This is a genomic window from Shewanella sp. SP1S1-7 (assembly GCF_031932105.1).
Taxonomy (GTDB): Bacteria; Pseudomonadota; Gammaproteobacteria; order Enterobacterales; family Shewanellaceae; genus Shewanella; species Shewanella baltica.
On the sequence record NZ_JAUOEU010000015.1, the window covers coordinates 41,970 to 68,398 of the forward strand.

Annotated in this window: 21 protein-coding genes and 1 pseudogene; 10 read left to right on the forward strand and 12 right to left on the reverse strand. The window is 45.6% G+C overall.

Going from position 1 to position 26,429, the window contains the following annotated elements:
- Window positions 1-15: 15 nt before the first annotated feature.
- Window positions 16-660, forward strand: coding sequence for a hypothetical protein (locus Q4Q49_RS12945; RefSeq protein ID WP_311999530.1), 645 nt, complete (start codon window positions 16-18; stop codon window positions 658-660).
- Between the two features lie 294 nt (window positions 661-954).
- On the opposite strand, the gene Q4Q49_RS12950 is transcribed toward Q4Q49_RS12945, so the two are convergent.
- Both Q4Q49_RS12950 and Q4Q49_RS12955 read right to left on the reverse strand, forming a co-directional pair.
- A complete protein-coding gene (locus Q4Q49_RS12950; protein WP_311999531.1) occupies window positions 955-1,539 on the reverse strand; it encodes a GNAT family protein in 585 nt (194 codons plus the stop codon).
- Window positions 1,540-1,676: 137 nt separating this feature from the next.
- Complete coding sequence (locus Q4Q49_RS12955; RefSeq protein ID WP_311999532.1) at window positions 1,677-3,014, reverse strand: DEAD/DEAH box helicase; 1,338 nt, start codon at window positions 3,012-3,014, stop codon at window positions 1,677-1,679.
- A 563-nt stretch (window positions 3,015-3,577) separates the two neighbouring features.
- On the opposite strand from Q4Q49_RS12955, the gene Q4Q49_RS12960 reads away from it, so the two are divergent.
- Together Q4Q49_RS12960 and Q4Q49_RS12965 are read left to right on the forward strand one after the other, a co-directional pair.
- Window positions 3,578-3,856 carry a hypothetical protein gene (locus Q4Q49_RS12960; RefSeq protein ID WP_028759454.1) on the forward strand — a complete coding sequence of 93 codons (279 nt, stop codon included), beginning with the start codon at window positions 3,578-3,580 and terminating at the stop codon, window positions 3,854-3,856.
- Between the two features lie 397 nt (window positions 3,857-4,253).
- Complete coding sequence (locus Q4Q49_RS12965; protein ID WP_259582671.1) at window positions 4,254-5,264, forward strand: sugar-binding protein; 1,011 nt, start codon at window positions 4,254-4,256, stop codon at window positions 5,262-5,264.
- Window positions 5,265-5,579: 315 nt separating this feature from the next.
- Here Q4Q49_RS12965 and Q4Q49_RS12970 read toward each other — a convergent pair whose 3' ends face one another.
- The 5 genes from Q4Q49_RS12970 to dnaK form a co-directional block, all read right to left on the reverse strand.
- Complete coding sequence (locus Q4Q49_RS12970; RefSeq protein ID WP_311999533.1) at window positions 5,580-6,494, reverse strand: hypothetical protein; 915 nt, start codon at window positions 6,492-6,494, stop codon at window positions 5,580-5,582.
- 1 nt (window position 6,495) lies between these two features.
- Window positions 6,496-6,675, reverse strand: a complete 180-nt coding sequence (locus tag Q4Q49_RS12975; RefSeq protein ID WP_311999534.1) for a hypothetical protein — start codon at window positions 6,673-6,675, stop codon at window positions 6,496-6,498.
- The gene (locus Q4Q49_RS12980; RefSeq protein ID WP_311999535.1) at window positions 6,665-7,069 is read right to left on the reverse strand and encodes a hypothetical protein; all 405 of its coding nucleotides are present in this window, start codon (window positions 7,067-7,069) and stop codon (window positions 6,665-6,667) included. The genes Q4Q49_RS12975 and Q4Q49_RS12980 overlap by 11 nt, the downstream gene beginning before the upstream one ends.
- 716 nt (window positions 7,070-7,785) lie before the next feature.
- Window positions 7,786-8,919 carry a molecular chaperone DnaJ gene (gene dnaJ / locus Q4Q49_RS12985; protein ID WP_006083917.1) on the reverse strand — a complete coding sequence of 378 codons (1,134 nt, stop codon included), beginning with the start codon at window positions 8,917-8,919 and terminating at the stop codon, window positions 7,786-7,788.
- A gap of 110 nt (window positions 8,920-9,029) precedes the next feature.
- Window positions 9,030-10,949, reverse strand: a complete 1,920-nt coding sequence (gene dnaK / locus Q4Q49_RS12990) for a molecular chaperone DnaK (protein WP_311999536.1) — start codon at window positions 10,947-10,949, stop codon at window positions 9,030-9,032.
- Between the two features lie 288 nt (window positions 10,950-11,237).
- Between dnaK and Q4Q49_RS12995 the strand changes: the two genes are divergently transcribed.
- The 3 genes from Q4Q49_RS12995 (at window position 11,238) to Q4Q49_RS13005 (ending at window position 13,287) form a co-directional block, all read left to right on the forward strand.
- Window positions 11,238-12,164 carry a DMT family transporter gene (locus Q4Q49_RS12995; RefSeq protein ID WP_311999537.1) on the forward strand — a complete coding sequence of 309 codons (927 nt, stop codon included), beginning with the start codon at window positions 11,238-11,240 and terminating at the stop codon, window positions 12,162-12,164.
- Between the two features lie 142 nt (window positions 12,165-12,306).
- The gene (gene ybaK, locus Q4Q49_RS13000; protein WP_311900329.1) at window positions 12,307-12,783 is read left to right on the forward strand and encodes a Cys-tRNA(Pro) deacylase; all 477 of its coding nucleotides are present in this window, start codon (window positions 12,307-12,309) and stop codon (window positions 12,781-12,783) included.
- 201 nt (window positions 12,784-12,984) lie between these two features.
- The gene (locus tag Q4Q49_RS13005; RefSeq protein ID WP_261273893.1) at window positions 12,985-13,287 is read left to right on the forward strand and encodes a hypothetical protein; all 303 of its coding nucleotides are present in this window, start codon (window positions 12,985-12,987) and stop codon (window positions 13,285-13,287) included.
- A 109-nt stretch (window positions 13,288-13,396) separates the two neighbouring features.
- Here Q4Q49_RS13005 and Q4Q49_RS13010 read toward each other — a convergent pair whose 3' ends face one another.
- The 4 genes from Q4Q49_RS13010 to Q4Q49_RS13025 all read right to left on the reverse strand — a co-directional run bounded on the left by Q4Q49_RS13010 (window position 13,397) and on the right by Q4Q49_RS13025 (window position 20,094).
- Window positions 13,397-14,674, reverse strand: coding sequence for a glutamate-5-semialdehyde dehydrogenase (locus tag Q4Q49_RS13010; RefSeq protein ID WP_311999538.1), 1,278 nt, complete (start codon window positions 14,672-14,674; stop codon window positions 13,397-13,399).
- Window positions 14,675-14,686: 12 nt separating this feature from the next.
- Window positions 14,687-15,805: a glutamate 5-kinase gene (gene proB, locus Q4Q49_RS13015; protein WP_311889866.1), complete on the reverse strand. Its 1,119-nt coding sequence runs from the start codon at window positions 15,803-15,805 to the stop codon at window positions 14,687-14,689.
- A 210-nt stretch (window positions 15,806-16,015) separates the two neighbouring features.
- Window positions 16,016-17,305 (reverse strand): NCS2 family permease, encoded by a 1,290-nt coding sequence (locus Q4Q49_RS13020; protein WP_311999539.1) that lies wholly within the window; start codon window positions 17,303-17,305, stop codon window positions 16,016-16,018.
- A 1,250-nt stretch (window positions 17,306-18,555) separates the two neighbouring features.
- On the reverse strand, window positions 18,556-20,094 hold the full coding sequence (locus Q4Q49_RS13025; RefSeq protein ID WP_311999540.1) for a leucyl aminopeptidase family protein: 1,539 nt from the start codon (window positions 20,092-20,094) through the stop codon (window positions 18,556-18,558).
- A gap of 219 nt (window positions 20,095-20,313) precedes the next feature.
- Between Q4Q49_RS13025 and Q4Q49_RS13030 the strand changes: the two genes are divergently transcribed.
- The 3 genes from Q4Q49_RS13030 (at window position 20,314) to Q4Q49_RS13040 (ending at window position 24,313) form a co-directional block, all read left to right on the forward strand.
- Window positions 20,314-21,774, forward strand: a complete 1,461-nt coding sequence (locus Q4Q49_RS13030; protein WP_311999541.1) for an aminoacyl-histidine dipeptidase — start codon at window positions 20,314-20,316, stop codon at window positions 21,772-21,774.
- A gap of 262 nt (window positions 21,775-22,036) precedes the next feature.
- Entirely contained in the window at window positions 22,037-22,438 is a 402-nt protein-coding gene (locus Q4Q49_RS13035) for a hypothetical protein (protein ID WP_311987141.1), read from the forward strand.
- 228 nt (window positions 22,439-22,666) lie between these two features.
- Window positions 22,667-24,313, forward strand: coding sequence for a methyl-accepting chemotaxis protein (locus tag Q4Q49_RS13040; RefSeq protein ID WP_311999542.1), 1,647 nt, complete (start codon window positions 22,667-22,669; stop codon window positions 24,311-24,313).
- Between the two features lie 153 nt (window positions 24,314-24,466).
- On the opposite strand, the gene Q4Q49_RS13045 is transcribed toward Q4Q49_RS13040, so the two are convergent.
- A complete protein-coding gene (locus tag Q4Q49_RS13045; RefSeq protein WP_311999543.1) occupies window positions 24,467-25,399 on the reverse strand; it encodes a DMT family transporter in 933 nt (310 codons plus the stop codon).
- Window positions 25,400-25,491: 92 nt separating this feature from the next.
- On the opposite strand from Q4Q49_RS13045, the pseudogene Q4Q49_RS13050 reads away from it, so the two are divergent.
- A pseudogene (locus Q4Q49_RS13050) lies at window positions 25,492-26,398 on the forward strand (LysR family transcriptional regulator).
- Window positions 26,399-26,429: the final 31 nt, after the last annotated feature.

Sequence of the window (26,429 nt, forward strand, 5' to 3'; positions counted from 1 at the left end):
AAAAAGGAAATTAACATGTTTAAAAAATCAATGCTCATTATCGGTCTAGTCTCATTAACCGCAATAGCACAGGCCGAAACGACAGTTCCAAACACTTTCACCGCAGGTAGCAATATTGTGGCCGCGCAGATGAATGCCAACTTTAGTACATTGGCATCAGGGGTAAATGAGAACAGCACTCAAATTGACGAATTATTAGCAAGAATCGAAGCATTAGAATCAAGTATGAGTAGCAGCGTTGCGGGGCGTAGTTATCACCTATCTCAGATTGGCATTTTAAATCGAGGCAAAACCTTCCCGAATATGGAACTTCATTACAGTTCGATGACAGCAGGAAATTTAAACCAGAATTATACTTTGACACTCTTAGCAGACAATACTTTTATCCTAACAGGAACCGAAAACGTAGGCGAAGTGGTGAATACAGGTAAAGTAACAGTTAGGAATGACAATACTCCGGTGAGTGCCTCTGGCAGTTATATTCAAAATGGCTCTGAACTAACGCTAAACTTTAATGATTCAGAGGACAATGGAATATTTACCGTATCTAAAGATGGTCGTTCCCTACTGGAATCCAAATTCAACGGACGAACCCCTGATGGCAACGGCTGGTATCGTACAGAATCATCATTTGTAGTAGGGATCGAAATTGAGCGATAGAATCACGCCCAATTTGCACTAAACTACTTTCACCTATAGACGGGATAGGTAAACAACATATTTAGAGTTAAGTATCACCCATTCCTTATGACCTCTTTACTTTATTCGGGGTCATAAGGGCTCTTATTCATTATCGATCGCTAGATACAGAAACATCCTCAAACGGAACACTGAAGCCATTACAAACTACTATTATGATAGACAGTAGGATACTCATATTTTACTGCATTGATAAACCTTCAAACTGAGCAATACTTAGCACACCCCGTAGTATCCATACTGCTTAGCATAAAATTAGTACTCCTCCTTTAACAAGGCGTAGAGATACTCATCGCCCCACGCGCCTTTAAAGAAGATGTTTTTCACATAATGGGCTTCGCGCCTAAAGTGGAGTTTTTCGAGTAAGCGACAGCTGGCAAGATTTTGTGCGTCTGTGATCGCAATGACGCGATGCTTATGTAATTCAATAAAGAGGTAATCCAGCAAGGCGCTGACGGCCTCAAAAGCGACATGTTTACCTTGATGCTCAGGCGCAATCGTAAAGCCGATTTCCACCTGCTGCTCATCAATAAAGTGCAGCGCCAGATCGCCAACGAGCGCGGTCGGTGTTGCTCCCGACGCGGCAGTGACAATCGCAAGTTGAAACCACGTATCCGCCGCACCAAATTGTGCGTAATCCATATTGTCGAACAGCGCGACTGCATCGCTATAGCGGTAATCCGTCCAGCTTTGATATTGGGCGACCTTAGGGTCGGCTCGATAGGCGGTAAAGGCCTCAAGATCCGCTCGCTGGAATGGCCTAAGAACAAAGTGCTCAGTCGTTAAACCGTTATTCACCACTTTATGAAGTGCTTTGCTTAACGCCAATGTCGATCCCATGACTTAGCTCCTTAATGTAAATAAGTCACTAAGTTACACCCAGAGCGAAAGTGATAACAGCGGCCAATGCGCTTTATTCTGTTATCAGTTTAGTGATTGAGGCACGCCAAGCTTGAAAGCTATAAATAGCTTCAAACTCAGCGCTTACCTTTAAACTCTTTGGCGCTGTGCTTATTGATGCTACGGCGATTCGCCTGTTTATCCCGCGGTGGTCGCTTACGCTCAACCTTGCTATCTGCGGTGTCATCATTGATTTTTTCACTCGGCTTATCCGTTACCGGAAAGTCAGCCAATAATGCCAGCGGTAACTCCCGCGCGGTCAAGCTGCGGATCGCCGTTAAGGTCGCCATTTCACCGTGACACACGAGGGAAATCGCCAGCCCTTTTTCGCCAGCGCGGGCGGTGCGGCCAATACGGTGCACGTACACAGGCGCACTCATGGGTAAATCGAGATTGATGACGACAGGCAAGGCATCAACATGAATGCCGCGCGCCATCAAATCTGTCGCCACTAATACTTGGATACGATTGGCTTTAAAGTCGGCCAAGGTTTGGCTGCGAACGGTTTGCTCTTTTTCACCGTGCAGCGCGGCAACTTTCATCCCCGCTTTAGCGAGCCGTTTAGCGACGGCATCGGCATCATCACGGGCGCTGATAAACACCAACACCTGCGGCCATTGATACTGTTTTAACAGCGCAATCAATGCCTGTGCTTTGCTGCCCTTGTTGACTAAATAGAGTTGCTCTTCGATTTCACCAGCCACTGAATTCACCTTGTGAGCTTCGACCCGTAGCGGCTTATTCACCAGTAACTTACCCGCTAATGTATCCAAAGCCTCGGGCAAGGTGGCAGAAAACAACGAGGTTTGCTTAAGCTTAGGCATAAACGCCATCAGCTTTTGCACATCGGGCCAAAACCCCATTTCCAGCAGGCGGTCAGCCTCATCCAGCACAAGATGTTTTATCGAATCGAGGCTGACGTGGGACTGTTTACATAAATCCAGTAAACGCCCAGGGGTTGCCACTAAAACCTGCGGCTTGGCTGCAAGTTCGGCTAATTGATCTTCCTGCGGGACGCCGCCACACAGAAGCTGAATGTTCAAAGGAGCTGATACGGATAACTGACTCGCCACTGTTTGCAGCGCCTCAGTCACTTGCAGCGCTAATTCCCGTGTAGGCACCAGCACTAACGCCAGTGCATTTGGAGGCTGTACAGACTTAGCGCCCTGCAACTGTGTTTGCTGTTGCAACAAAATTTGTTGTAGGAGTGGCAAACCAAAGGCTAAGGTTTTCCCGCTACCAGTTTGTGCTAAGGCTAACAAATCCCGTCCCGCAAGAATGCCCGGAATAGTGAGTTGCTGCACCGTTGTCGGATGTTTAAGACTTGCAGGCAAGGCCTTAAGTAACGCCGAATTTAAGCCAAGCTCAGCAAAAGTTAACGACTCAGGGAAAGAAGAAAGCTCAGGAAAGGTCATCACAGCACCGGATCAAAACATGGGAGCGAAAGTTTACTGAGAGTTGCCTTTGAATACCAATGTTGTTTCGGCTTTTACGCAAGCCTTGGCCAGTTTGCAACGATACAGTTTCGGCATTTGCGTTAGTTATACAGCGAACAAAGCCTAAGTTTTAAACTTCGTTTGAATTTCTAAACCGAATATCAAATCAGAATCGACATCAAGGTCGTGGGGCTTCACCCCCTGATGTTAAATCAAGAACCGACCAAAGAGGGATCAACAGCAATCCCCTCTTGGATCTCCCTTGCCAACAAGGTCCATATCTAACGGCCAGTTCGCAGGAATGGATGTATTCCTGTCGCTTAGGTGTTCGTGGTGTATCTTAAAAGAGACTCCTGCCGCATCTTTCTTATGTGCGCAAAGTTAATGCAGGTGATGGGATGATAGATTTTAATCCCACAGCTTTCGTGAGCGCTTATGGTAGAATCCCGCCCAATCAGCTTTATGAATGTGCAACACAACTCATTTGTTTAACTGAACGTAGTGGAACACTACCGTGATTAACTAAATGAGGAGAACAGATTATGAGTAAGTTAAATGCCGAAGAACGTAAAGCCCGCGATAACGCCCGTTTTTCACAACGCGTCGATGAACGCCGCACAAAAGGCGAAGACGTGGTCGCCTACGTGCTAGGCAACAAGCTCGCGTTTAAGTTTCTGACTAAACCAGAGAGACACGAATTTAAACAAAGAGAAGCCGCACTTGAAGAAGAAGCCAAGCTTAAAAAGCAGCAAGCGTTTCAGCTTAAAACCGAGCAAGAGTTAGAGAAAGTAGAAGCCGCATTTACTGTTCCAGAAGAGTAACCTCTCAAAAGAGCCATTGATTATAATTGATGGCTCACGCATACCCAATTTCCAAACTTCGTTTGAATTTTTAAATCAAAATCAATGTCGTGGTGCTTAGCCCCTGATTTTTATTAGAGAATCGCCCAAGAGGAGATCCACAGCAATCCCCTCTTGGATCTCCCTTGCCGCCCCTCTGCAGAGTCGAAAGCACCATGTGCTCATCGGCAAATTATTAAGGCATAAAACTCATGCCTGTCCCATTTTTTTATTACGTTCTAAGCGTAATATTGTGAATTACTGATTCAGATCAATAATGTTCAATAACACCGTTGCATCTCATGTCTTTAAATCTATTCTTTTGCTACATTCTGTTGTAAAGCTTTAAGTCGCTGTCTCATTATTTTTAGGAGGAAGTGTGGTGAGATTATTTTTGTTATTCATTGCATTAAGTCAATTACCAATATCCTCTGCCTATGGAAAAGAGCTGAAATTTGCTGTTGTGCCTAAATTTTATAGTATTTTTTTTGATCAAAGCAAAAATGGCTGTATAGATGCAGCGGCTCAAATAGAAGGCGTAGAATGTATATATCGAGGACCTGAAATTAGCAATGTTAGATTGCAAGATCAGGTAATAAATCAACTGATTGATGAAGGTATCGATGGTATCGCTGTCGCGGTTACGCAGTCTAAATACCTGGTTGAAAATAGCCTAAAAAGAGCCAAAGAAGCCGGAATTCCAATTGTTACCTATGACTCTGATTTTGATGCTTCTATCAAAGAAGAACCTAAGAATTTACGCCTAGCTTATATAGGCACAGACAATTTTGAACTAGGTAAGTCATTGGGGGAACAGTTAAAAAAACTACGGCCAAATGGCGGAACGTTAATAATGCATTCTGGGCGGCCAGATTCTCCCAATCTGAATTTAAGACTTATGGGTGTACGCTCCGTCTTATCAGGAAAAAAATACGTTGCTCCTCCTGGCGAATTACTCGATGGCGATTTAGGCTGGACAGAAGTTAGAGAACCTTTGTTTAACTTTGATCAGCTTAGTCAAGCCGTTAAACAAATGGAATCAGTAATGAAAGGTAAGCCTGTGAAAGCAGACTCTTTTATCGCAGTTGGTGGTTGGGCGCAAAATAATGATGCGCTCTATCGTGAAATGATTACTCCATACCAAGAAAAAATTAATAACAAAGAAATCGTCATTATTATTACCGATACATCTCCAGAGCAGTTAACGATGCTGAAAGATGGTCTTGCTCATGTCAATGTGGGTCAAAATCCATATGAAATGGGAAGACAGGCAATTTTGACGCTTTATAAAATTGTCACAAAACAAAAGTATGAAGAAACAATCTACACACCTGTTACGTTTTGTACTCCTCAGAACGTTGATACCTGCGACAAACGTACCGGAATGTGACGCCAAAATGATGGATTAGGCCAGTACACATCTCAAAGGAGCCATTGATTATAATTGATGGCTCACGCATACCCCATTTCCAAACTTCGTTTGAATTTTTAAATCCAATCAAAGTCGTGGTGTTTCACATACTGATTTTTATTAGATAATAGAAATAAATGGGAGCAATTCCTATTTCCCTTTTAGAAATCCAAAGCCAAACAACGTCAATGTACCTACGGAATCTAGCTGAACATCCATGTCCGGATTTACACGATTTATTCCAACGACCACGGAAACTTCGCTGAAATGAATGCAATGCTTTGACATAACTAACTATAATTCGGTATAAATCGCGATAGGCTCAATTATTATTTCATTTGCACCTTTACTATGAAAGGCTTGCTCTAATTGATAAAGGTTTTCAGCCATACCAACCATATGACCAATCATACTCGTACCATCAGGTATTTCCTTAACCTCAGGCTCCTGAGTACCATCACTATGACTAATGAAACCAACTACAACAAATTCTTTTGCCGTTTTCCTAGAGTACTTTCGGTAGATATTTTTTAATGACTCCCGTAAATGCTCTTGCGATAGACATGTAGAGAAAACAACATCACCAATTGATTGCTGAAATCGTACAATATCATCGCCAAAACTATCAATTATCGTCTCAAAACCATTAACAGATCTTTTTGGCATAGATGCATTTAGTTCTGCAATATGCTTATTTAACTCTTGATCTAACTCTGATTGTAACCTTTTAACATCAGGAGAGTTTTTATTTTCAGCCTTCATTTTCTCAAGTATTTGCAATCTGTTAGTGCTTGGTAAAACAGCTAATGCTTCACTGATCTTACTAAAATTACTAAATAATGATTTAATTTCTATTAAATCTACAAATTTTCCTTTTGAACGTATACAGACAAATGATTTTTTAGTTTGGCATAAATCAGAGAAGGATAAACTCCCATCTACAACATTCAGGATTTTATCGCTTCGAATTAACTCTTGCTCAAATAAATTAAATGAATGATCATGAAGGAATTTCTTTGTCGTTGAACTAGACGCTTCCCTAATTACATTCGCAATCATCCTTCCTGATGCAAGTTTACCTTTTTGCGAATCTTCATCTTTATTTTCAATGTATGCTTGATCTAAAACATATTCAGTAACACCTTCAAACAACTGTGATGAGAAAGAATAAAGCTTTGGTTCATTAAGATATATAAAATTTTTAATCATTTCATTTCCTTGTTTTATCTTTATACCTTTTTCTAGCATTATCTAATCTAGAGTCTCTATCTTTAGAAAATTCTCTCCCTGAACGAATACGATGTGTATCAATAAAAGACCATATTGCCACACCCCCACCTAAAAAAATAAAGGTAAAACCGAAAATGTAAATTACTAAATCAATAAGCATTTTCAACTCCAGATATTTGGTTGGGTCTGCAGAAAACACTCAAGCTAATCAAAAATGAAACTACCGCAGCTAAAAATGCAATATTTTCAAAAGCATCCATGTCAAGTTTCACACCACTCTCATGCATCATCAGTGCGCACGAAAATGCACCATATGCAAAAATTGCAACTATAGATATCCCATTTATAGTAGTTTTCCATACTTTTTGGCCAATGACATGTTCAATTTCATTTAGCATTGAAATATGTAAAACAAATCCAAATGCAATAACATCACTAATACTAACCGAAGGGATATCAGCTCCCAACACAGTAAGTAAAAATCTCAGAGAGATCGGTAGTAATCCTATACAGACTGTATACATAAACCATTTTATTCGCATTTCACTATTCATTACTGGTTGGCCTTAAGTACCTTAAGTTACTAGTGACTACAAAACTAATACTATTAACACGATAATAGATTTATGAGAAAATCTACAAAAGATTTTGGTCATGAAACTAATCAATCAGTTCACATAAAACCAGCAGAAAGAGATGTAAACCAAGTATTTATATCACCATAATATAAACGATCTATCAATACTTTAGTTGTGTAATAAAAATCAGACAAGCATATTTTTAAACTTTAATAATTTACCAATAACACCAAAGTCTGAGGAATACATCACCCCCTCGGAGTTGCCGCAGGGCGAATAGACAAATTGCGTGAGTCTTGCCATGGATGGCAAGCTAGCTTTCGCAGGTGCAGGGACGCATCCTTCGGAAGCGATAGCAAATTTGCCAATGAGCACCAGGGGCTTTCAACTCCGTTGGGGGCGTCATGGAGCATCCAAGGAGGATAGGACGAGCAGTCCTCCTTGGTCGGGTGTGGGGTGAAGCCCCACGACTTTGACTTTTATTTAAAAAAGAGAAACCTAAAGCTAGGCTTAAGTCACAAACAATCTCGGCTATAAAGACAAATAGCAAAGCAGAACAATCAAACTAACATCAAACCTTTTAAGTTGTTTTTGCATAAAACAACCATAAAAAAGCCCCGCTAGCGCTAAACACTGCGGGGCTTTATTCATCTAGCGCGCTGCTAAAATAACAGCAGCGCTATCAAACCAAGTTAGCTATTCAGATCTTGAAAGAACTTTTTCACGCCATCGAAAAAGCCCTCAGCCTTTGGGCTGTGTTTTTTCGACTCACCAGTTAAGGTGGCTTCAAATTCGCGTAACAGTTCTTTTTGACGATCGTTTAAGTTAACTGGGGTTTCCATAACCACTTTGCAGAGCAAGTCACCTACCGCATGGCTGCGAACCGACTTGACGCCTTTGCCACGTAAACGGAACATACGGCCCGTTTGCGTTTCGGCTGGGATCTTCAGGCTGACTTTACCATCCAGTGTTGGCACTTCAATCTCACCGCCTAGGGCCGCTTTACTGAAGGATATCGGCACTTCGCAGTAAAGGTTGTTACCATCACGGACGAAAATCGCATGCTCACGCACGCTGACCTGCACGTATAAATCCCCTGGAGGCGCGCCAAACTCACCCGCTTCGCCTTCACCCGCTAAACGAATACGGTCGCCCGTATCGACGCCGGCTGGGATCTTAACCGATAAGGTTTTGCTCTTTTCAACACGGCCATCGCCATGACACTTAGAGCAAGGATCTTTGATGATCTTGCCGCGGCCATGACAGGTTGGACAAGGCTGTTGCACCGCAAAGAAACCTTGGCGCATTTGCACTTGGCCTTGACCATGACAAGTGCCACAGGTGGTTGCAGAGGTGCCTTTTTTAGCGCCGCTGCCTTCACACAGATCGCAAGTCGCCAGTGTTGGAATCCGCAGTTCTTTGGTTAAGCCTTTAACGGCTTCTTCCAGTGATAACTCTAGGTTGTAACGTAAATCTGAGCCGCGGGCCGCTTGGCGTTGACCGCCACGACGTCCACCGCCGAAAATATCGCCAAAGACATCACCGAAAATATCGCCGAAATCGCCTTGACCACCACCGTAACCACCGCCACCGCGATTAGGATCCACACCCGCATGACCAAATTGGTCGTAGGCCGCTTTTTTGTCGGCGTCGGTTAGGATCTCGTAGGCTTCTTTAATTTCTTTAAAGTTAGCTTCTGCGGTTTTGTCGCCTGGGTTGCGATCTGGGTGAAATTTCATGGCCAGACGTTTGTAGGCCTTTTTAATTTCACGTTCGCTAGTGTCACGACTGACACCTAATACTTCGTAGTAATCTCGCTTTGACATAATCTCATGCTTCTCAGCTGGTGTTGAACAAACGGGCGTTAGGGTTGCCCCGTAACGCCCGCCTAGAAATTAACGCTTTGAAATCAATCTATTTGATTGATGACAAGTCATTATTTCTTGTCGTCTTTCACTTCTTCGAATTCAGCATCGACAACGTCATCGGCAGCAGCGTTAGCCTGTTTGCCCGCGTCGGCATTGTCGCCGCCTTGAGCTTGAGACTTAGCTTGAGCGATTTCCATCAGCTTAGCAGATGCTTCGATTAAGTTTTGAGTTGCCTTTTCAATGGCTTCTTTGTCATTGCCTTTGATAGCAGTGTCAACAGCATCCATTGCAGCTTGGATTTTTTCTTTATCTTCGCTTGGCAGTGCATCGCCCGCTTCTTCAACTTGTTTCTTAGTTGCGTGAACTAAGCCGTCAGCTTGGTTGCGTGATTGCACTAACTCTTCAAACTTCTTGTCTTCATCTGCGTGAGCTTCGGCATCACGTACCATTTGCGCCACTTCTTCTTCGCTTAAGCCAGAAGATGCTTTGATGGTGATGTTTTGTTTCTTGCCGGTTTTCTTGTCTGTCGCAGACACATGCAGAATACCGTCGGCATCGATGTCGAACATCACTTCAATTTGTGGCTGGCCACGTGGAGCTGGCTCAATACCGTCTAAGTTGAACTGACCTAATGACTTGTTCGCGCTCGCTTGCTTACGCTCACCTTGCAGTACGTGAATGGTCACTGCGTTTTGGTTGTCATCGGCTGTTGAGAACACTTGCTGCGCCTTAGTAGGAATAGTGGTGTTCTTCTCAATCAACTTAGTCATCACGCTGCCCATGGTTTCGATACCCAGAGACAGTGGTGTTACGTCTAACAGTAATACGTCTTTCACGTCGCCTGACAGTACGCCCGCTTGAATTGCAGCACCTACGGCTACCGCTTCGTCTGGGTTCACGTCTTTACGAGGTTCTTTGCCGAAGAAGTTTGTCACTGCTTCTTGAACCTTAGGCATACGTGTTTGACCACCCACTAGAATCACTTCGTTGATGTCTGTTACAGATAAATCTGCATCAGCCAGGGCAACTTTCAGTGGCTCTAATGTACGGAGAATCAAGTCTTCAACCAGTGATTCCAATTTAGCACGAGTGATTTTAATCACTAAATGCTTAGGACCTGTTGCGTCTGCCGTGATGTATGGCAGGTTCACTTCAGTGTGGTTGGTGCTTGAAAGTTCAATTTTCGCTTTTTCTGCTGCTTCTTTCAGACGTTGCATTGCTAATGGATCTTTACGCAGATCTAAGCCTTGCTCTTTCTTGAATTCGTCAGCTAAGTAGTTGATCAAACGGTTGTCAAAGTCTTCACCACCTAAGTGGGTGTCACCATTGGTTGCCAACACTTCAAATGTTTGGTCGCCATCGTTGCTGTCGATTTCGATGATAGAGATATCGAATGTACCACCACCTAAATCGTATACCGCAACAATGTTGTCGCCTTGTTTCTTATCGATACCATAGGCTAATGCTGCAGCCGTTGGTTCGTTGATAATACGTTTAACATCAAGACCTGCGATACGACCCGCATCTTTAGTCGCTTGACGTTGTGAATCGTTAAAGTAAGCAGGAACAGTAATAACCGCTTCTGTTACTTCTTCACCTAAAAAGTCTTCTGCGGTTTTCTTCATCTTTTTCAAGATTTCTGCAGAAACTTGTGGTGGAGCCATCTTGTTGCCACGCGATTCAACCCATGCATCACCGTTGTCGGCTTGAATGATTTTGAATGGCATGATGTTCACGTCACGTTGGACTTCGTCATCTTTAAAGCGACGACCGATCAAACGCTTAATCGCGAAGAATGTGTTAGTTGGGTTAGTCACAGCTTGACGTTTTGCTGGCGAACCGACAATGGTTTCATCATCTGTATAAGCGATGATTGACGGGGTTGTGCGATCGCCTTCAGCGTTTTCTAACACACGTGCTTTGCCACCATCGAGGACAGCTACACAAGAGTTTGTTGTGCCTAAGTCGATACCAATAATTTTACCCATGAGGTCCTCCGAAAAATTTCATTCAATCTAAATTTGTTTAGTTGGTTTTGATATGGGGCTAGACGGTTGAAATATCAAGTCCATCGTTGGCCACCTTCTCTGCCTTGATACCTATATTGGGACAGGGAATTTAATTACAAGGGCGAACAAAAAAATTTTCTGATTTATCTTTCTCGCATCTACAGCGGGATAAAATATCCAAGCAGATAAAATAGTCTTGCTTATCAACTAAAGCTGTTATTCAATCTGCCCACATTTGGCGGATGTTTATCCAGGTAAGGTAGCAGAGTGAAGTCTTCAAATTTAGCGTACGTGTATGGCATGGCGGCGGTATTCCTCTGGTCTACTGTGGCCACCGCCTTTAAGATCGCCTTGAGTTACTACACACCGCTGCAACTGGTATTTGTTGCCGTACTCACGTCGATTATTGCCCTTGGCGGAATCCTTGCTTGGCAAAAAAAGCTTTCCTTACTCAAGCAACAATTTTTACGCCGCCCCATGTTTTATCTGGTGACTGGGCTCATCAATCCCTTCCTCTACTATGTCGTACTATTTAAAGCGTATTCCTTACTGCCAGCACAACAAGCGTTATCACTTAATTACACTTGGGCGGTATTACTGCCGTTACTGGCCGCGCCTTTGTTAAAGCAACATTTGCGTAAGAGCGACATTGCAGCGGCGCTGATTGCCTACACTGGCGTGTTTATCATTGCCACCGGCGGTGATATCAGCGGCTTTAGCTTTGATAGTCCGCTCGGGATCGGCCTTGCACTGACCAGCACAGTTCTCTGGTGCCTATATTGGATCGTCAACACCAAAGATCAAGGCGATCCCGTGGTGAGTTTATTATTGAGTTTTGTTATCGGCTTACCTTTTATTGCCGTCACCTTAGTGCTGACAGATACCCTGCCCAGTTTTAGCCTTAAGGCGATATTTGCAGGTATGTATGTGGGCTTGTTCGAGATGGGCATTACCTTCGTGCTCTGGTTAATGGCGCTAAAAACCGCCACTCGCACTGCGAACATTAGCACTATGGTGTTTTTATCCCCTGTGATGTCGATTGGGTTTATTGCGTGGATTTTGCAAGAAACGATAGCGATGGCGACCTATCTCGGTTTGGCGTTTATTTTGTCAGGAATGATGTTGCAGCAACTTTGGCCCCGTTTTACCGAGCGAAAAGGCAAGATAAGCCCAAAGCCAAAGCTCGCTAAATGATGGCTGAGTCATCACTGAATCGTCGCCTGAAACAAACTTGGCTCACCGCAATAAGCCAATTAAAGAGCGTAAAAACCGAAGTGGCTAACGTTTTACCTCAAGATTAAGCGTTAATATCGCCCATTTTGTGAAGGAGTATAGAATGACCCCGGCCGTTCGATTGGCGAAAAAAGCCAGCATTGCATTTGATATCTTAGAGTACAGCCACGATCCACACTGCGCCGCCTACGGCGAAGAAGCCGCTAATACCTTAGGACTAGACCCCGCGCAAGTATTTAAAACCCTTTTAGTTGCCATCGACAAAGCCCATGCGCCGATTGCCGTCGCGCTCGTGCCCGTCGATCATCAGCTTAATCTAAAAGCCGTAGCTAAATGCTTAAAACAAAAGAAACTGCAAATGGCCGATGCTGACCTAGCACAAAAATCCTCAGGCTATCTGGTAGGCGGAATTAGTCCGCTAGCGCAGAAAAAACAGTTGCCAACCTTGATTGATGCCAGCGCTCAAGGCTTCGACAGGATTTATGTCAGCGCGGGCAGACGCGGTTTAGAGATAAGCTTAGCGGCCACAGACTTAGCCCAGCTTTGCAAAGGTGAATTTGCCGATATTAAGACGCTTTAAGCTAAACAGGCCACATTAAGCACAAGTTATTCGACGTTAAGTAAGTCACTCCACTTTATGCAACATGCGCTCATGTTGAATAAATGGTAAACAAGACTCCAACGACAGCAGCGTACTGAGCATACAATAGAAAGCGTTTGATAAAGCCGAGATATCCGTCTATAAATTGTACTGAGGTACAAATCGACTAAGGATAGTCAGATGGAAAAATCAACCCAATGGAACCCAGAAAATAGCATCAGCCCAATCAGCTGGTGCGCCATGCTACTCTGCATCGCCTTATTTATTTATGAGCATTTCTGGGGAAACAGTTTTACCACTATGGTAGTCATGCTCTATTGCAGTTTTATGCTGCCCTCGGTATTACTCACCCGCAGAGTGCAGGAAAAGTACTTTATTTATACCTTGGAATACATCAAAGCCTTTCGTAAATTCACTACAGTTATGTCGACGCTATTCTTCTGTATTTGGTTACTTGCCACCTATACGCCGCTCATCCATTGAAGCACTGCCATAAATAGACTCTGCAAATTGGCACTTACAATCAAACATTGCGAACAAAAAAGCCGTCAACCCAGTGTGTTAACGGCTTTAATTTTATGGTTTTTAACCGCTAAACACGGCTAGTGTAATCACCCCATGCTAACCACTTATATGTGGTTAATGCCTCAAGCCCCATTGGGCCGCGGGCGTGGAGTTTTTGTGTGCTCACAGCAACTTCGGCGCCAAGGCCAAACTGACCGCCATCGGTAAAACGCGTGCTGGCATTAACATACACAGCCGCTGAGTTCACTTCGTTCATAAAGTGCGCTGCAGCGTGAATGTCATCGGTCAAAATAGCTTCCGAATGGCCGCTAGAATATTGGCGAATATGGCTAACAGCGGAATCGATATCGCTCACCACTTTAATGCCTAAGGTTAACGACAACCATTCGATGCCAAAATCCTCAGCCTTGGCGAGCGTCACATCAAACCCTAAACCATCAAGCAGACTAAAGCTTGTCTCACAAACGGAAAAACGCACGCCTAAACGATGCAGATACTCGGCAATTTGCGGCACAAATGTGCTCGCCACACGCTCATCCACCAGCAAGGTATCAAGCGCATTACATACAGTTGGACGCTGCACTTTGGCGTTAGTGATCACGGCTAAGGCACGCTCAAGGTTGGCATTTTTATCGACATATAAATGACAAATACCAATGCCGCCTAAGATCACTGGAATCGTCGCCTGCTCAGCACATAAGCGCTGCAGTGCTTGACCGCCGCGGGGCACTATCATGTCGACATATTGATCGAGCTTAAGTAAACCTGTCACTAAAGATCTGTCTGAAGAATCAATAAATTGCACCGCATCTATCGGTAAACCTTGGGCGACAATCGCGCCGCGGATCACGTCACTAATAAGCTTATTCGATGCTAGGGTTTCTTTACCGCCACGGAGGATCACCGCATTACCGGTTTTAAGGGCAAGTACCGCGATATCAACAGTCACATTAGGCCGAGCTTCGTAAATCACCCCGATAACCCCAAGTGGTACTCGGCGGCGAGTCAGCCTTAAACCGTTATCTAATAATTGACTGCCAAATTCTTCGCCTACCGGGTCAGCAAGGCGGATCACATCGCTAATATCGCCAATAATGCCCGCCAGACGCGCATCATCGAGCAACAATCTGTCGATCATCGCATCCGTTAATCCATCGGCTTTAGCGGCGGCAACATCTTTAGCATTCGCGGCTAAAATGGCTGCGGCGTTTTCTGTCAGCGCATCGGCGATGGCTTCAAGCAAACAGGCCTTTTGGCTCGCCGTTAAGTTAGCTAAGGCATAACTTGCCTGTTTGGCATTATTACCAAGTTGCTGTAAATACTGATCTTGATTAATTTGACTCAAAACAGACCTCGCTTATAAGACAACCATGTCGTTGCGGTGCACGATTGCGTCACCATAATCGTAACCGAGTAAAGACTCGATCTCATCGGAATGCTTGCCCGCGATCAAACTGAGGGCTTGGCCGCAGTATCGTGTCATCCCTTTAGCAATCACTTTACCCTGTTGATCAACTAATTGCAGCGTTGCGCCGCGCTCAAACTGGCCTTTAACGCCGATGATACCTTTAGACAATAGGCTGCGGCCCTTGTCTGTCACGGCTTTGACCGCGCCCGCATCGAGCACTAAAGAACCTTGAGTCGCAGGTCCCGCTAAAATCCACTGTTTACGGCTTTCTAGCGGGTTTTCAATCGCACTAAAATGCGTGCCAACAGATTCCTTACTCACCACTTTTTTAATCACATCGGGGTGATGGCCAGAGGCGATAACCACTTCGATGCCCGCACGGCGAGCAATATCCGCCGCTTCCAATTTAGTCGACATTCCGCCCGTACCTAAACCAGAAACAGACCCGCCCGCCAACATACGCAGACTGTCGTCAATCTTGACGACTTGGGAGATCAACTTAGCATTCGGGTTAGTGCGCGGATCAGCATCGAATAAGCCCTTTTGATCCGTCAATAAAATCAATAAATCGGCATCACACAGCAGTGCGGCACGGGCCGACAGATTGTCGTTATCACCGACTTTGATTTCATTGGTGGCAACGGCATCATTTTCATTGATGATGGGCACAATATTATTGGCCAGCAAGGCATTAAGCGTGTCACGGGCGTTGAGGTAACGCTCCCTATCCTGCAAATCGGCGCGGGTCAGCAGCAATTGGCCGACATGCAGCCCATAAATACTAAAGAGTTGTGACCAAGCGAGGATCAACTGACTTTGCCCGACAGCGGCTAACAATTGCTTATTGGCCATAGTGTCGGGCAGTATCGGGTATTGGAGATGTTCACGCCCAGCGGCAATGGCCCCTGAGGTGCATAATACGACTTCGACCCCTGACTTCATCAGTGCGGCCATTTGACGAGCAAGCTCAACCATGTGGGCTTTATCTAGCTGTTTACTGCCAGAGGTCAGCACACTCGTCCCTAACTTCACTACTACGCGGCGATACGCAATCTCACTTAAGTTCATTATTCATTTGTAAAAAATAACCGAACAATCCTTATACCTAATCCGCTGAGTAATTGGTAGCAAGGAGTTATTAACTCCGAATAAATTTTCGATTTTGCTTAGAATCGCGCATTAAAAAGGGCCATCAGTTAGATGACCCTCAAAAAATATTGTCTATTGTAGACAATCTAGGTTGCGAGCTTGCACTGCACGAGCCACTAATCGATAGGATTAGCCATAGATAAACTTAGCCACAAACAGCGCGGCCAAGACGACAATGCCCACATTGAGATCGCTAAAACGACCCGTGAGTAATTTGATTGCGGCGTATGAAATCATCCCAAAGGCGATGCCTGTAGCGATAGAAAACGTCAGCGGCATTAAAATACACACAACGACTACCGGTGCGGCTTCAGTCAAATCTTCCCATTCGACATGCACGAGCCCCGACATCATCAGAATCGCCACATAAAACAGTGTGCCCGCCGTCGCATAAGCTGGGATCATGCTCGCCAATGGCGACAGGAATAACGCAGCAATAAAGAGTAATCCCACGACAACTGCCGTTAAACCAGTCCGGCCTCCCGCACTCACACCCGCCGTACTTTCAATATAGCTTGTGGTCGTCGACGTACCAAAAGCCGCGCCCGCAATGGTCGCTAAACTGTCGGCAGTCAAGGCACGGTTTAATCGCGGTAAGCGGCCCTTCTCATCGAGGAAACCACCGCGCTGTGCAACCGCAACTAAGGTGCCAGAGGTATCGAAGAGATCGACAAATAAGAAGGCAAACACCACAGATAACATCGTCACTTCAAAGACTTGAGATAAATCCATCTTCAAAAATGTCGGCATGATCGACGGCGGCATAGATACAATACCCTGATACTGCACATCGCCAAACATTAATCCCAGCGCTGTGATAATCAAGATACTTAGGATGACCGCCGACTTCATTCCACGTTGCACCATAGCAATGATCAGGAAAAAGCCTAACACAGCCATGACCGCCGGAAATGCAGTGATATCGCCTAAGGTCACTAAGGTTGCAGGGCTTGCCACCACAATACCGGCGCTCTTAAGGCCGATCAGCGCAAGAAACAAACCAATACCAGCGGCAATACCAATACGCAGCGACATGGGAATGCTATTTACAATCCACTCTCGAATGCGCACTAAAGATAAGATTAAAAAGCAAATACCCGACAGGAATACTGCGCCAAGTGCAGTCTCCCAGCTGTAACCCATCTCACCCACAACAGTATAAGTAAAGAAGGCGTTCAGTCCCATACCGGGTGCAAGTGCGATAGGATAATTCGCCATCAAGCCCATGACTATACAGCCGACAGCCGCAGCCAAACAGGTCGCCACGAATACAGCCCCATGATCCATGCCCGCATCGGCTAACATCATTGGATTCACAAAAATGATGTAGGCCATCGTCATAAATGTTGTCAAACCGGCGACCGCTTCCTGCTTGAGGCTCGTTTGATTTTGTTTCAGTTTGAACAGTTTTTCTAACATGGAACAAGGTTCCTTTTTATTTTAAGTATGTAGGGTAGGTAGATGTAAACACTATGTAACGTGATGACATTTGCAGCCGATTATAGGGAGTTTAGGCTGGTCAGGCCAGAAAATTGGCAAGGGATAAACACAAGTAACCATAAATCATTCGGTAAACGGCCGAGTAATTTATTCTGAACGCAAATGATGGAAACCTCGCCATGACTGTGCGGTTCAATAAAATGATAAATATGCGGAGTCAGTTAGCGCTTAGCAACTTAGTTAAGCTTGTATTTATTAGTATTGGTAATGTTATCACCTGAGCAAACTACTTCATCAGATAGTGTTTACATAGCGCATGAAAGGAGCGCTTGGAATTTTTTAGGATCACCCAGTGCATACCAATAACCCCAGAGTGGCGCAGGCTCAACATACACTTCAACCTCTTCTCCAGTAATCTCAACGCCACATTTATTAAAGAAGCAATCCCTCACCTCTGAGGAGGCGATTAAGCGTGAGGGCTGGTAATAGGTGCTTTACCACTTCTGACACTATCAGTTTATGCTCATTACTATCAGGTAAAACAGTTACAGGCTTAAGCGAAAAAAAGGCAAAAAAAAGCCTGCTCAATGAGCAGGCAAAGACATATTTCAAGCGTCCCTTTCGGGGAAGTACATTACCGCGCTAGCGGGAAAAACCTGGCATACCCATGAAAAAACATCGATATGCTACTTGAGTCTAAACACGCCAAAAAAGGCGATACAAAGGTTGATGGATGATGGATGATGGAAACTAAACTTTAAGGAGGGTTAGGCCTTAAAGCTCATGGCGAATAAACCGCCACGCAAAACATCAGTGTTAAACCAAGTGTTCTGCCAATAAAAATGGTTGTTGCCTGTATAAGACATAGTCAATACTCCTAAATTAGTTGTGATTAAGTACTCTAGTGAAGCTTGGCTCGGTTCCCTGGAACTAGAGATTCTCATATCCGTTGAGACGACTTGTCACTCAGGTCCTTGGAGAAAAATATCCATCCTGGATAGACTAGAGAGGAAAGGCATAGCGCCTAATCCACGAAAGCAATTATATGGTTTTGTAGTTTTATTACAACCTTTATTTGTATTTTTTTGATTAAGGCTTTTTAATGTAATTAAATTACACAATTATAGTAGGGTTAATGGCGATCTATTTCACAGAAAAACAGAAATAATCCTGTAAGCATCTAATAAGTAAGATATTACAGAATTATTTCTTTTTGTTACCACAAATCGTTAGCGATTGATCAGATATTGATACAAGCCCACCAGCGGACTGGCCGTAGGTTTGCCGTAGAGCGGATCACCTTCTGTCGCACTGCCTGCGATATCTAAGTGCATATAAGCTAAGGGAATTGGGGCTGTTACACCATGGTCAAATAGCCCCGACGCTTTCAGTAAAAATGCCGCCGGATATTGATGTCCTCGGGCGGTAATCGATGATGGGGCATTATTTGAAGATAACATTTCAGCAGCGCCTGACACATCGCGGATCTTAGCGAAGTCTTCAGGTCGCAATGTAGACACTTCAAAGGGTTCGCCCCATTGAGTCGCCTGCTGTTGTAAAGTGACAGCGCATTGCTGCGAACTCGCTACTGAGTTTTCCACCGCCGCAGGATAACTGCCATAACAGCGCACCACGTGACCCGTGAGTGTTGCTACCGAAAACATTTCAGGCTTCACTGCCGACACGGCTTTGATGCGTAAATGGCTCAGTAAATCCGCCAGCACTAAGCGCCCTTCGGCATCCGTATTACCAATCCGCACTCGTACACCCGCATGACTGGTGATGATTTCATCGGTCACGAAGGCTTCGCTGCCTATGCTGTTACGCACTAAACCTAACTCGGCAATCACGCGAATGCCCTTAGGCTTGAGCATTGACAGGGTTTTGAATAGCCCCGCCACGGCAGAAGCGCCGCCTTTATCACGGCTCATGCCCGCCATAGAGCCGCCGACTTTCAAATCAGCGCCGCCGGTATCGTAAATCACGCCCTTACCCGCGAACAGGAAAGTGCGAGTCACTTCACCCTCTGGCAGATATTCTAATTTCACCACCCGAGGTTGATGACGACCGACGGCAAAAGAGGAACGCGCTACTGCACTGAGCAGCGGATAGTCACGCTCTAAAATATCTCTGTCTTCTACCACTGCGGTTTTGATCACGCTGCCCGCTAAGGATTGCAGACAATAGTCAGCAAAGGCTTTAGCCGACATGCGCTCAGGTTCTGTACCACATAAATCCCGCGCTAATACGCGGCCCGCTTCTAACGCATTGAGCAAATTGCTGTTATGGGTTGATGAAGATAGTAACCCTATGGCCTCAAATGCAGGCGTTAAGCCCGTCGCTTCACGCAGCTCTAAGGTTTGCCACAGTTCTTGACCGCAGGCTAATGCCGCGACTTCAGAGGCAAAACCAAAACGCAAATCCTTCGATGGCACCACATATAACAACGGACGTTTGGCGCCCGCCTCTTTTGCAATGGCAATCGCCGCCCTTGCGGCATCGGCATATACACGCACATCTACATACTCGTCGTTCACTTGGGTGACAGGCGCGATGATCAAGCGACCTCCCGCCAGACCCGGGGCAAACAGTAATGTCGGGCTCTTACCTACGCGCTTATCCACCTGGGCACCGTGCTGAGCCAATAAACTGATCTCATCAAAACCTATGGTATCCAGATCGGGCGTTACCACCACAACTGCATCCCAACCTTCACCATCAAAAATGGCATTTTCTGCTTTTACATCAACGAAGTTAACTTGAAACATGACCCATCCTTTTTCATTATTGTGTCTGCATTATTCCCGCTCTATCGCCTAATTACCAATCTAAAAGTGGTATCGAGACCCTCTGAAAAATCCGAACTGGAAACTTTGGCTGCCAGCGTAACAAAAGCCTGTGATGCTGAGATTAATTGGCTGCGCAGAATGTGCTAGAATGGCCGCAAATTTGCCCTATACCCACAAGACCTTATGAGGGACACTTCTGTGACAGCTTTAAGTCAGTTATACCCACAGCCATTATGGCAATGGTTTGAACAAATCTGCGCTATTCCCCACCCATCTAAGCATGAGCAAGCCTTAAGCCAGCACATTCAAGCGTGGGCAAAAAGCAAACAACTTGCCGTCGTTGAAGATGCCGTTGGCAACTTGATCATCCGCAAACCGGCTACGCCTGGAATGGAAGATCGTAAAATCGTAGTCATTCAAGCCCATATCGATATGGTGCCGCAGAAAAATGCCGACAAAGTACACGACTTCACCCAAGATCCTATCGAAGCTTATGTCGATGGTGATTGGGTTAAAGCCAAAGGCACGACCTTAGGTTCAGATAACGGTATCGGCATGGCATCGGCGCTGGCCATTTTGGGCTCTGATGACATCAAGCACGGTCCATTAGAAGTGCTACTGACCATCGATGAAGAGGCGGGCATGACGGGCGCCTTCGGTTTACAGGCGGGCATGTTAGACGCAGAGATCCTGATCAACACAGATTCTGAGCAAGAAGGTGAAATTTACATGGGCTGCGCCGGTGGCGTCGATGCTCAAATCACTCTGCCTATGGTGTGGCAAGCGTCTGAGCAAAGTTACTCTGCCTTTAGCCTGCATTTATCTGGCTTAAAAGGCGGTCACTCTGGGGTGAACATTCACTTAGGTCGCGGCAACGCCAACAAGTTATTGGCGCGTTTCCTATTTGAAAATGCAGATAATTTAGCGTTAGAGCTGACACAATTTAGCGGCGGTTCATTGCGTAATGCGATCCCACGTGAAGCCAACATCAGCTTTATGTTGCCAGAAGAAAACGTCGGTGCCTTAAACGAAAAAGTCGCTGAGTTTGAAGCGCTTATCCGCACTGAACTCGCCATTGCCGATCCTGATATGCGTTTAGTGTTAAACACTATCCCAACGCCAAAACGTGTGATGAGCGAAAACAGCCAAAATACCCTGATCGATTTGCTGCATGTGTGCCCGAACGGCGTGATCCGCATGAGCGATGAAGTCGAAGGTGTGACTGAAACCTCACTCAACGTTGGCGTTATCAGCACTGACGATGAACAAGTCACTATCCTGTACCTTATTCGCTCACTGATTGATTCTGGCCGTACTCAAGTCGAAGGCATGTTAACTGCATTAACTAACTTAGCCGGAGCCGATATCGATTTAAGCGGCGCTTACCCAGGTTGGAAACCAGATAACAGCTCGCCTGTGATGGCGATAGTACGCGAAACCTATCAAGACATTTACCAAAAAGAGCCTGTGATCATGGTGATCCATGCGGGTCTTGAGTGTGGTCTATTCAAGAAACCTTATCCAGAAATGGATATGGTCTCGATTGGCCCCACGATTCGGTATCCACACGGACCAGATGAGATGGTGAACATCACCACAGTCGGCCAATACTGGACCTTATTATTAGCCGTACTCGAGCGTATTCCAGTTAAGGCGTAACGCCCTAGTCTAAAGTTAGCCTAGCTCACTCAATTGGCACTTAATTCAAGGCCACATCTGCTCAAGTCAGATGTGGCCTTATTTTTTATCGCGCCTTCTATTTGTGTGTAGAAATGCCATTGATAAAATTTTTATGAAAGAACTGAATAACTTGAATTTTCTACTATAGTTGTTTTGTCTAACCCGAACGTATTTTTGCTTGTCGCGCTTTTAGAGATAGCCGCTTTCCCCTTCAATACAGTGACCTTAAGGAATAGAGATCATGAAATTTGGTAAAATCTTGTCAGCCGCCGCACTACTGCTCAGCAGTAACCTCAGTTTCGCCGAAGAAGTCCCCCAAGCCGTTATCGATCTAGCCGATTCACTGATGCCATTAGGTAAAGAAGTGGTGCTGGTGAATGCCGTTAAAGCGCAAAATGCTCAAGGCAAAAGTTTAGATTCGATCAAAACATTAGATGAAAAATGGATCGCCACCGCTGGGATTGATGATTTTATGTCGTCCTTGATGAACAACGAAGCGGCCAAGTTTCTCACCACCTTCGAAGCCAGCCAACCTTACTACCAAGAAATTTTCCTCATGGATAATCAAGGTGCTAACGTCGCCATGACCAGTAAAACCTCGGACTACTGGCAGGGTGATGAGGATAAATGGCAAAGGCGATAAGCACATAGGTCCGGTCAAATTTGACACTAGCTCCCAAGCTTATCTGGTACAAATATCGATACCCGTCATGGATGGCGATGCCGCAATTGGTGCTATCACCATAGGGATCAACCTAGATCAATTCGGACTCTAATAGCCAGAAAACGCCAGTGATGGGCCGCATCCGCTTTTATTTCGTGGTTATCGCGGCCCTCACCTTTCAGTGTATCAATCAAGGAGGGCGTGGCTATGGAATGGTATAAAGATCTTTCCGTTAACCAGAAACTGACTTACCCGAGTCTGCTACTCGCTGGCGTAGTCATCTTCGCCTCTTCAACTGGCATCTTAGGGCTTAAAGCATTAAATAACAGCGCAAATACGCTCGCACTCGAATACTTACCGAGCCAATCTGAACTGCTGCAAGCTGATAAAGAGCTTTACCAAGCGCAAGTTGCCGAACGTAGCTTGATGTTCGTTAACGTGGGCACTGACTCCTATAATAGCCTTCTAAAACAGCACACTAATAGTATATCTTTGGTCAAAGAACACCTTAATCAGTTTTCCGAGGTGACCACTAGTCCCCTCGCAAAAGAAAAACTCAATGAATTAAATCGCAGTTTCGAGGCGTGGAGTACCACCACTTCTGAAATCAGCAATCAGCGCACCCAAAATGGCCGTAACGGTCGCACGACCGCCATTGATCTGAGTTTTGGCCAAGCAGCGACGCAATTCGAGCAGTTGCATCAAAATATTAATCAGTTGATCGATGACTTAAACAGCAACACGGCAGCAGCCGTCACCCAAGTGGATGATGACGCCTATCGTGGACAGCAGATGCAGTTAATTGCTTTAACGATTAGTATCCTGATCTGCATTCTGTTCATCGTTGCGCTGCCTAAACTCATCAGTAAGCCACTCGCAGTTTTGCTCGCGAAAATCCACGACATTACCGATGGTGATGGCGATTTGACCGAGCGAATCCAGCTAACCTCTAAGGACGAACTGGGTGATCTTGCCAATGCCTTCAATCACTTCCTCGATAATTTACACGGCATTATCTCGCAGTTTAAACAATCTACTTCGGAGCTGAATGTCGCCGCCGAAGGGCTAGCCAAAACCAGTGCCACGGCAAAACATACCTTGATGGATCAACAGGCGGCCACCCATAGAATCGCCGATGCCAGTGATCACATTGCTGCCTCAGTGCAAGAAGTGTCTGTCAGTGCCAGTCATGCCGCCGATGCCGCGAAACAAGCCGATGTCTTTACCGCCGATGGCCAAGAGAGAGTGAAAAAAACCATCAATGTAATTCGTGAACTCGCAGGAGATGTAGGCTCAGCCGAAATGCAGATCAACAAACTCGAACAAGAAGGCCAACATATCGGCCGCGTGCTTGAGGTGATCCAATCTATTGCCGAGCAGACGAATCTATTAGCCCTTAACGCAGCGATTGAAGCGGCGCGAGCGGGCGAACAAGGACGCGGCTTTGCTGTGGTTGCCGATGAAGTGCGCTCCCTCGCCTCTAAGACCCACCAATCCACCGCAGAAATTAAATTGATGATCGCCAATGTGCAAAATGGCACCCAAAGCGCTGTGGCGGCAATTAATATCGGTAATGAAAAGGCGATTTCAAGCGTCGAAGCCGCCAGTAATGCCGGTGAAGCCCTAGCGCATATTGCAGAAATGGTGAGCCAGATCAGCGAAATGAATAATCAAATCGCCCTCGCTGCCAAAGCGCAAACCACTATGGCCAATGAGAGTCATCAAAATATTCAACACATTGCCGAACAGTCGGAGGACAGTTTACGCAACACTGATGAAATCTACGCCGCAAGCGTACAACTCTCGTCAATGGCGGGTAACCTCACGGCGCTGGTCAGTCGTTTTAAACTGTAATTTGTCGAGAGTGAAAGTTTTTATATAAGTTACCTTTTGTAAATCAGTGATGTTTGAAAAGTCCCCTCTACCGAATAAGGGAGCATAAACCTGTCGCAGTGATGATCTGAATTCAGGTGCTCCCTTATATTTAAACAGCAAAGCTAGCATAGATTAGCAGCGCTTAACCACTAAGCCTCTTGCCGCGCGTAGGTTGACTAACATAGGTAACATCAACGCAAGGATTACTATCAGCATACCCACCAATTGAATTTCCGTTACCGCCTGCCCCATGGCTAACGCCGTTAATGCCGCAAAAACGGGCACGAGATTAAAAAAGACCGATGCCTTAGCGGGACCAAGCGCCTTAACGCCGTTAATCCAAAACAGATAACCGAGCACAGTGGCGAACAAACCTATGTAGAGCACGCTAGACAAAGCCGTCGTCGACAGTCCAATCAACTCCTGCCAAGGATGAAACTCACCTCGGCCAAGCCCAACCACGGACATAGACACACTGGCAGCTATCATACTCAGCAAGGTAAAGGGCAACACAGGCAACCAATGGCCGACCCATTGCGAACAAATGGTATAACCACTCCACGCCAACATGCCGGCGGCAATCATCACATCACCTTGGTTAAAACTAAAGTTGAGTAATTGCTGCACACTGCCGTTAGTGATCACTAGCAATACGCCCGCCAAACCGCCCACTAAGCTGAACACTTGTTGTCTGCTGAGCCATTCACGCTGTAATAACGCGTTGACGATTGAAGTCACCAGCGGACTGAGCGCCATAATCAAGGCGCCATTAGCTGCAGAGGTATGCTGCAGGCCATTAAATAACGCCAGATTTAAACCGCCCACACCAATCACGCCTACTAGCGCTATGACAATGTATTGCGCCAAACTCAATTTGGGCCAAGCCTGACGAGTAAAAACGATATATAACGCCAGAGTCACCGCCGCAATGGTAAAACGCCAGAATACGAGGGATTCCCCTGACATCTCCTCCAGCACTCGCTTAGCAATGGGAAACACGCTGCCCCAGCTAAAAACGCAAATCAGTAGACAAACAATTGTCATGTAAGGTGTATGGGATTTCATATCGGACTCTAGGGAGGTAATTGGGATTGAGCTTAGTTTATAAGTTTCATATATTATTAAAACAAACAAGATTGAGAGCTTAAATTCCAAATATGAAACTTAATTATTCCTTAGACGATATGCGTTTATTTTGGGTGGTGGCACAACAAGGGAGTTTTAAGCTCGCGGCGCAGCACTTAAGCATTCCGCATTCCACCTTCGACCTTAAGCCGTCGAATCAATCTGTTAGAACAATCATTAGGCCTGCGTTTACTGCACAGAGACGCCCATAGAGTCAACCTTACCGCCACAGGTCAGCGTTATCTCGAACGCTGCGGCCCGCTGTTTATCGAGTTAAACCAGGTATCCGGTGAGTTGCATGCGGATAAACATCAAGCGGTTGGCAAACTGCGGATCTCGGCGCCCATCAATACAACCTATCGCTGGCTAGGTGAATCACTCAACGCCTTCCAACGGCATTATCCCAATATCGACATCGATTTAAGCCTGTCGAACATGAATATCGATGTCAGTGAAAACGCCATCGATATCGCCTTTCGAGTGGGTGAACCTAAAGATCCCGATTGGATTGCAAGGCCACTCACCACGATTAGCTTTGTGCTTTGCGCCAGCACATCGGCAACCCAGTGGCATGCGCTGCAATTCATAGAAGAACTGGATCTGCATCCGGTTATCATCGCTAAGCCCACAAAAACGTGGCGTTTACAGCACAATATCACTGGGCAAGATTTCGAGTTTGAGCCGAGGGGTAACATCAAACTAGCCGTCGATGATATGGCGATCGCCAGTCAGGCTGTCGTGGCGGGACTCGGTATTGGACTATTACCCATCAGCATGGCGAGTGAACAGATACAAAGCGGCAAGCTCGTTCAAATACTGCCAGAATGGCAAGGTATTCCGCGCACCGCCTACTTGATGTATCGCGATCGGGACAATTTACCCTTGCGGGTCAGACTGTTAATTGATTTTATGTTGGCGAATCCACCCGAGGCTTATTGAGCCATTCAGGCATGAGTCTGCGGCGTATCGA

What these genes read in the sequence shown, in the direction of transcription:
- dnaK (WP_311999536.1), bottom strand. Translation starts at nt 10,949, where the DNA reads ATGGGTAAAATTATTGGTATCGACTTAGGCACAACAAACTCTTGTGTA.
- Q4Q49_RS13040 (WP_311999542.1), top strand. Translation starts at nt 22,667, where the DNA reads ATGGAATGGTATAAAGATCTTTCCGTTAACCAGAAACTGACTTACCCG.
- Q4Q49_RS13020 (WP_311999539.1), bottom strand. Translation starts at nt 17,305, where the DNA reads ATGTTAGAAAAACTGTTCAAACTGAAACAAAATCAAACGAGCCTCAAG.
- dnaJ (WP_006083917.1), bottom strand. Translation starts at nt 8,919, where the DNA reads ATGTCAAAGCGAGATTACTACGAAGTATTAGGTGTCAGTCGTGACACT.
- Q4Q49_RS13005 (WP_261273893.1), top strand. Translation starts at nt 12,985, where the DNA reads ATGGAAAAATCAACCCAATGGAACCCAGAAAATAGCATCAGCCCAATC.
- Q4Q49_RS13045 (WP_311999543.1), bottom strand. Translation starts at nt 25,399, where the DNA reads ATGAAATCCCATACACCTTACATGACAATTGTTTGTCTACTGATTTGC.
- Q4Q49_RS13035 (WP_311987141.1), top strand. Translation starts at nt 22,037, where the DNA reads ATGAAATTTGGTAAAATCTTGTCAGCCGCCGCACTACTGCTCAGCAGT.
- Q4Q49_RS12970 (WP_311999533.1), bottom strand. Translation starts at nt 6,494, where the DNA reads ATGATTAAAAATTTTATATATCTTAATGAACCAAAGCTTTATTCTTTC.
- Q4Q49_RS12950 (WP_311999531.1), bottom strand. Translation starts at nt 1,539, where the DNA reads ATGGGATCGACATTGGCGTTAAGCAAAGCACTTCATAAAGTGGTGAAT.
- Q4Q49_RS13025 (WP_311999540.1), bottom strand. Translation starts at nt 20,094, where the DNA reads ATGTTTCAAGTTAACTTCGTTGATGTAAAAGCAGAAAATGCCATTTTT.
- Q4Q49_RS12945 (WP_311999530.1), top strand. Translation starts at nt 16, where the DNA reads ATGTTTAAAAAATCAATGCTCATTATCGGTCTAGTCTCATTAACCGCA.
- Q4Q49_RS12975 (WP_311999534.1), bottom strand. Translation starts at nt 6,675, where the DNA reads ATGCTTATTGATTTAGTAATTTACATTTTCGGTTTTACCTTTATTTTT.
- ybaK (WP_311900329.1), top strand. Translation starts at nt 12,307, where the DNA reads ATGACCCCGGCCGTTCGATTGGCGAAAAAAGCCAGCATTGCATTTGAT.
- Q4Q49_RS12955 (WP_311999532.1), bottom strand. Translation starts at nt 3,014, where the DNA reads ATGACCTTTCCTGAGCTTTCTTCTTTCCCTGAGTCGTTAACTTTTGCT.
- Q4Q49_RS12980 (WP_311999535.1), bottom strand. Translation starts at nt 7,069, where the DNA reads ATGAATAGTGAAATGCGAATAAAATGGTTTATGTATACAGTCTGTATA.
- Q4Q49_RS12960 (WP_028759454.1), top strand. Translation starts at nt 3,578, where the DNA reads ATGAGTAAGTTAAATGCCGAAGAACGTAAAGCCCGCGATAACGCCCGT.
- proB (WP_311889866.1), bottom strand. Translation starts at nt 15,805, where the DNA reads ATGAACTTAAGTGAGATTGCGTATCGCCGCGTAGTAGTGAAGTTAGGG.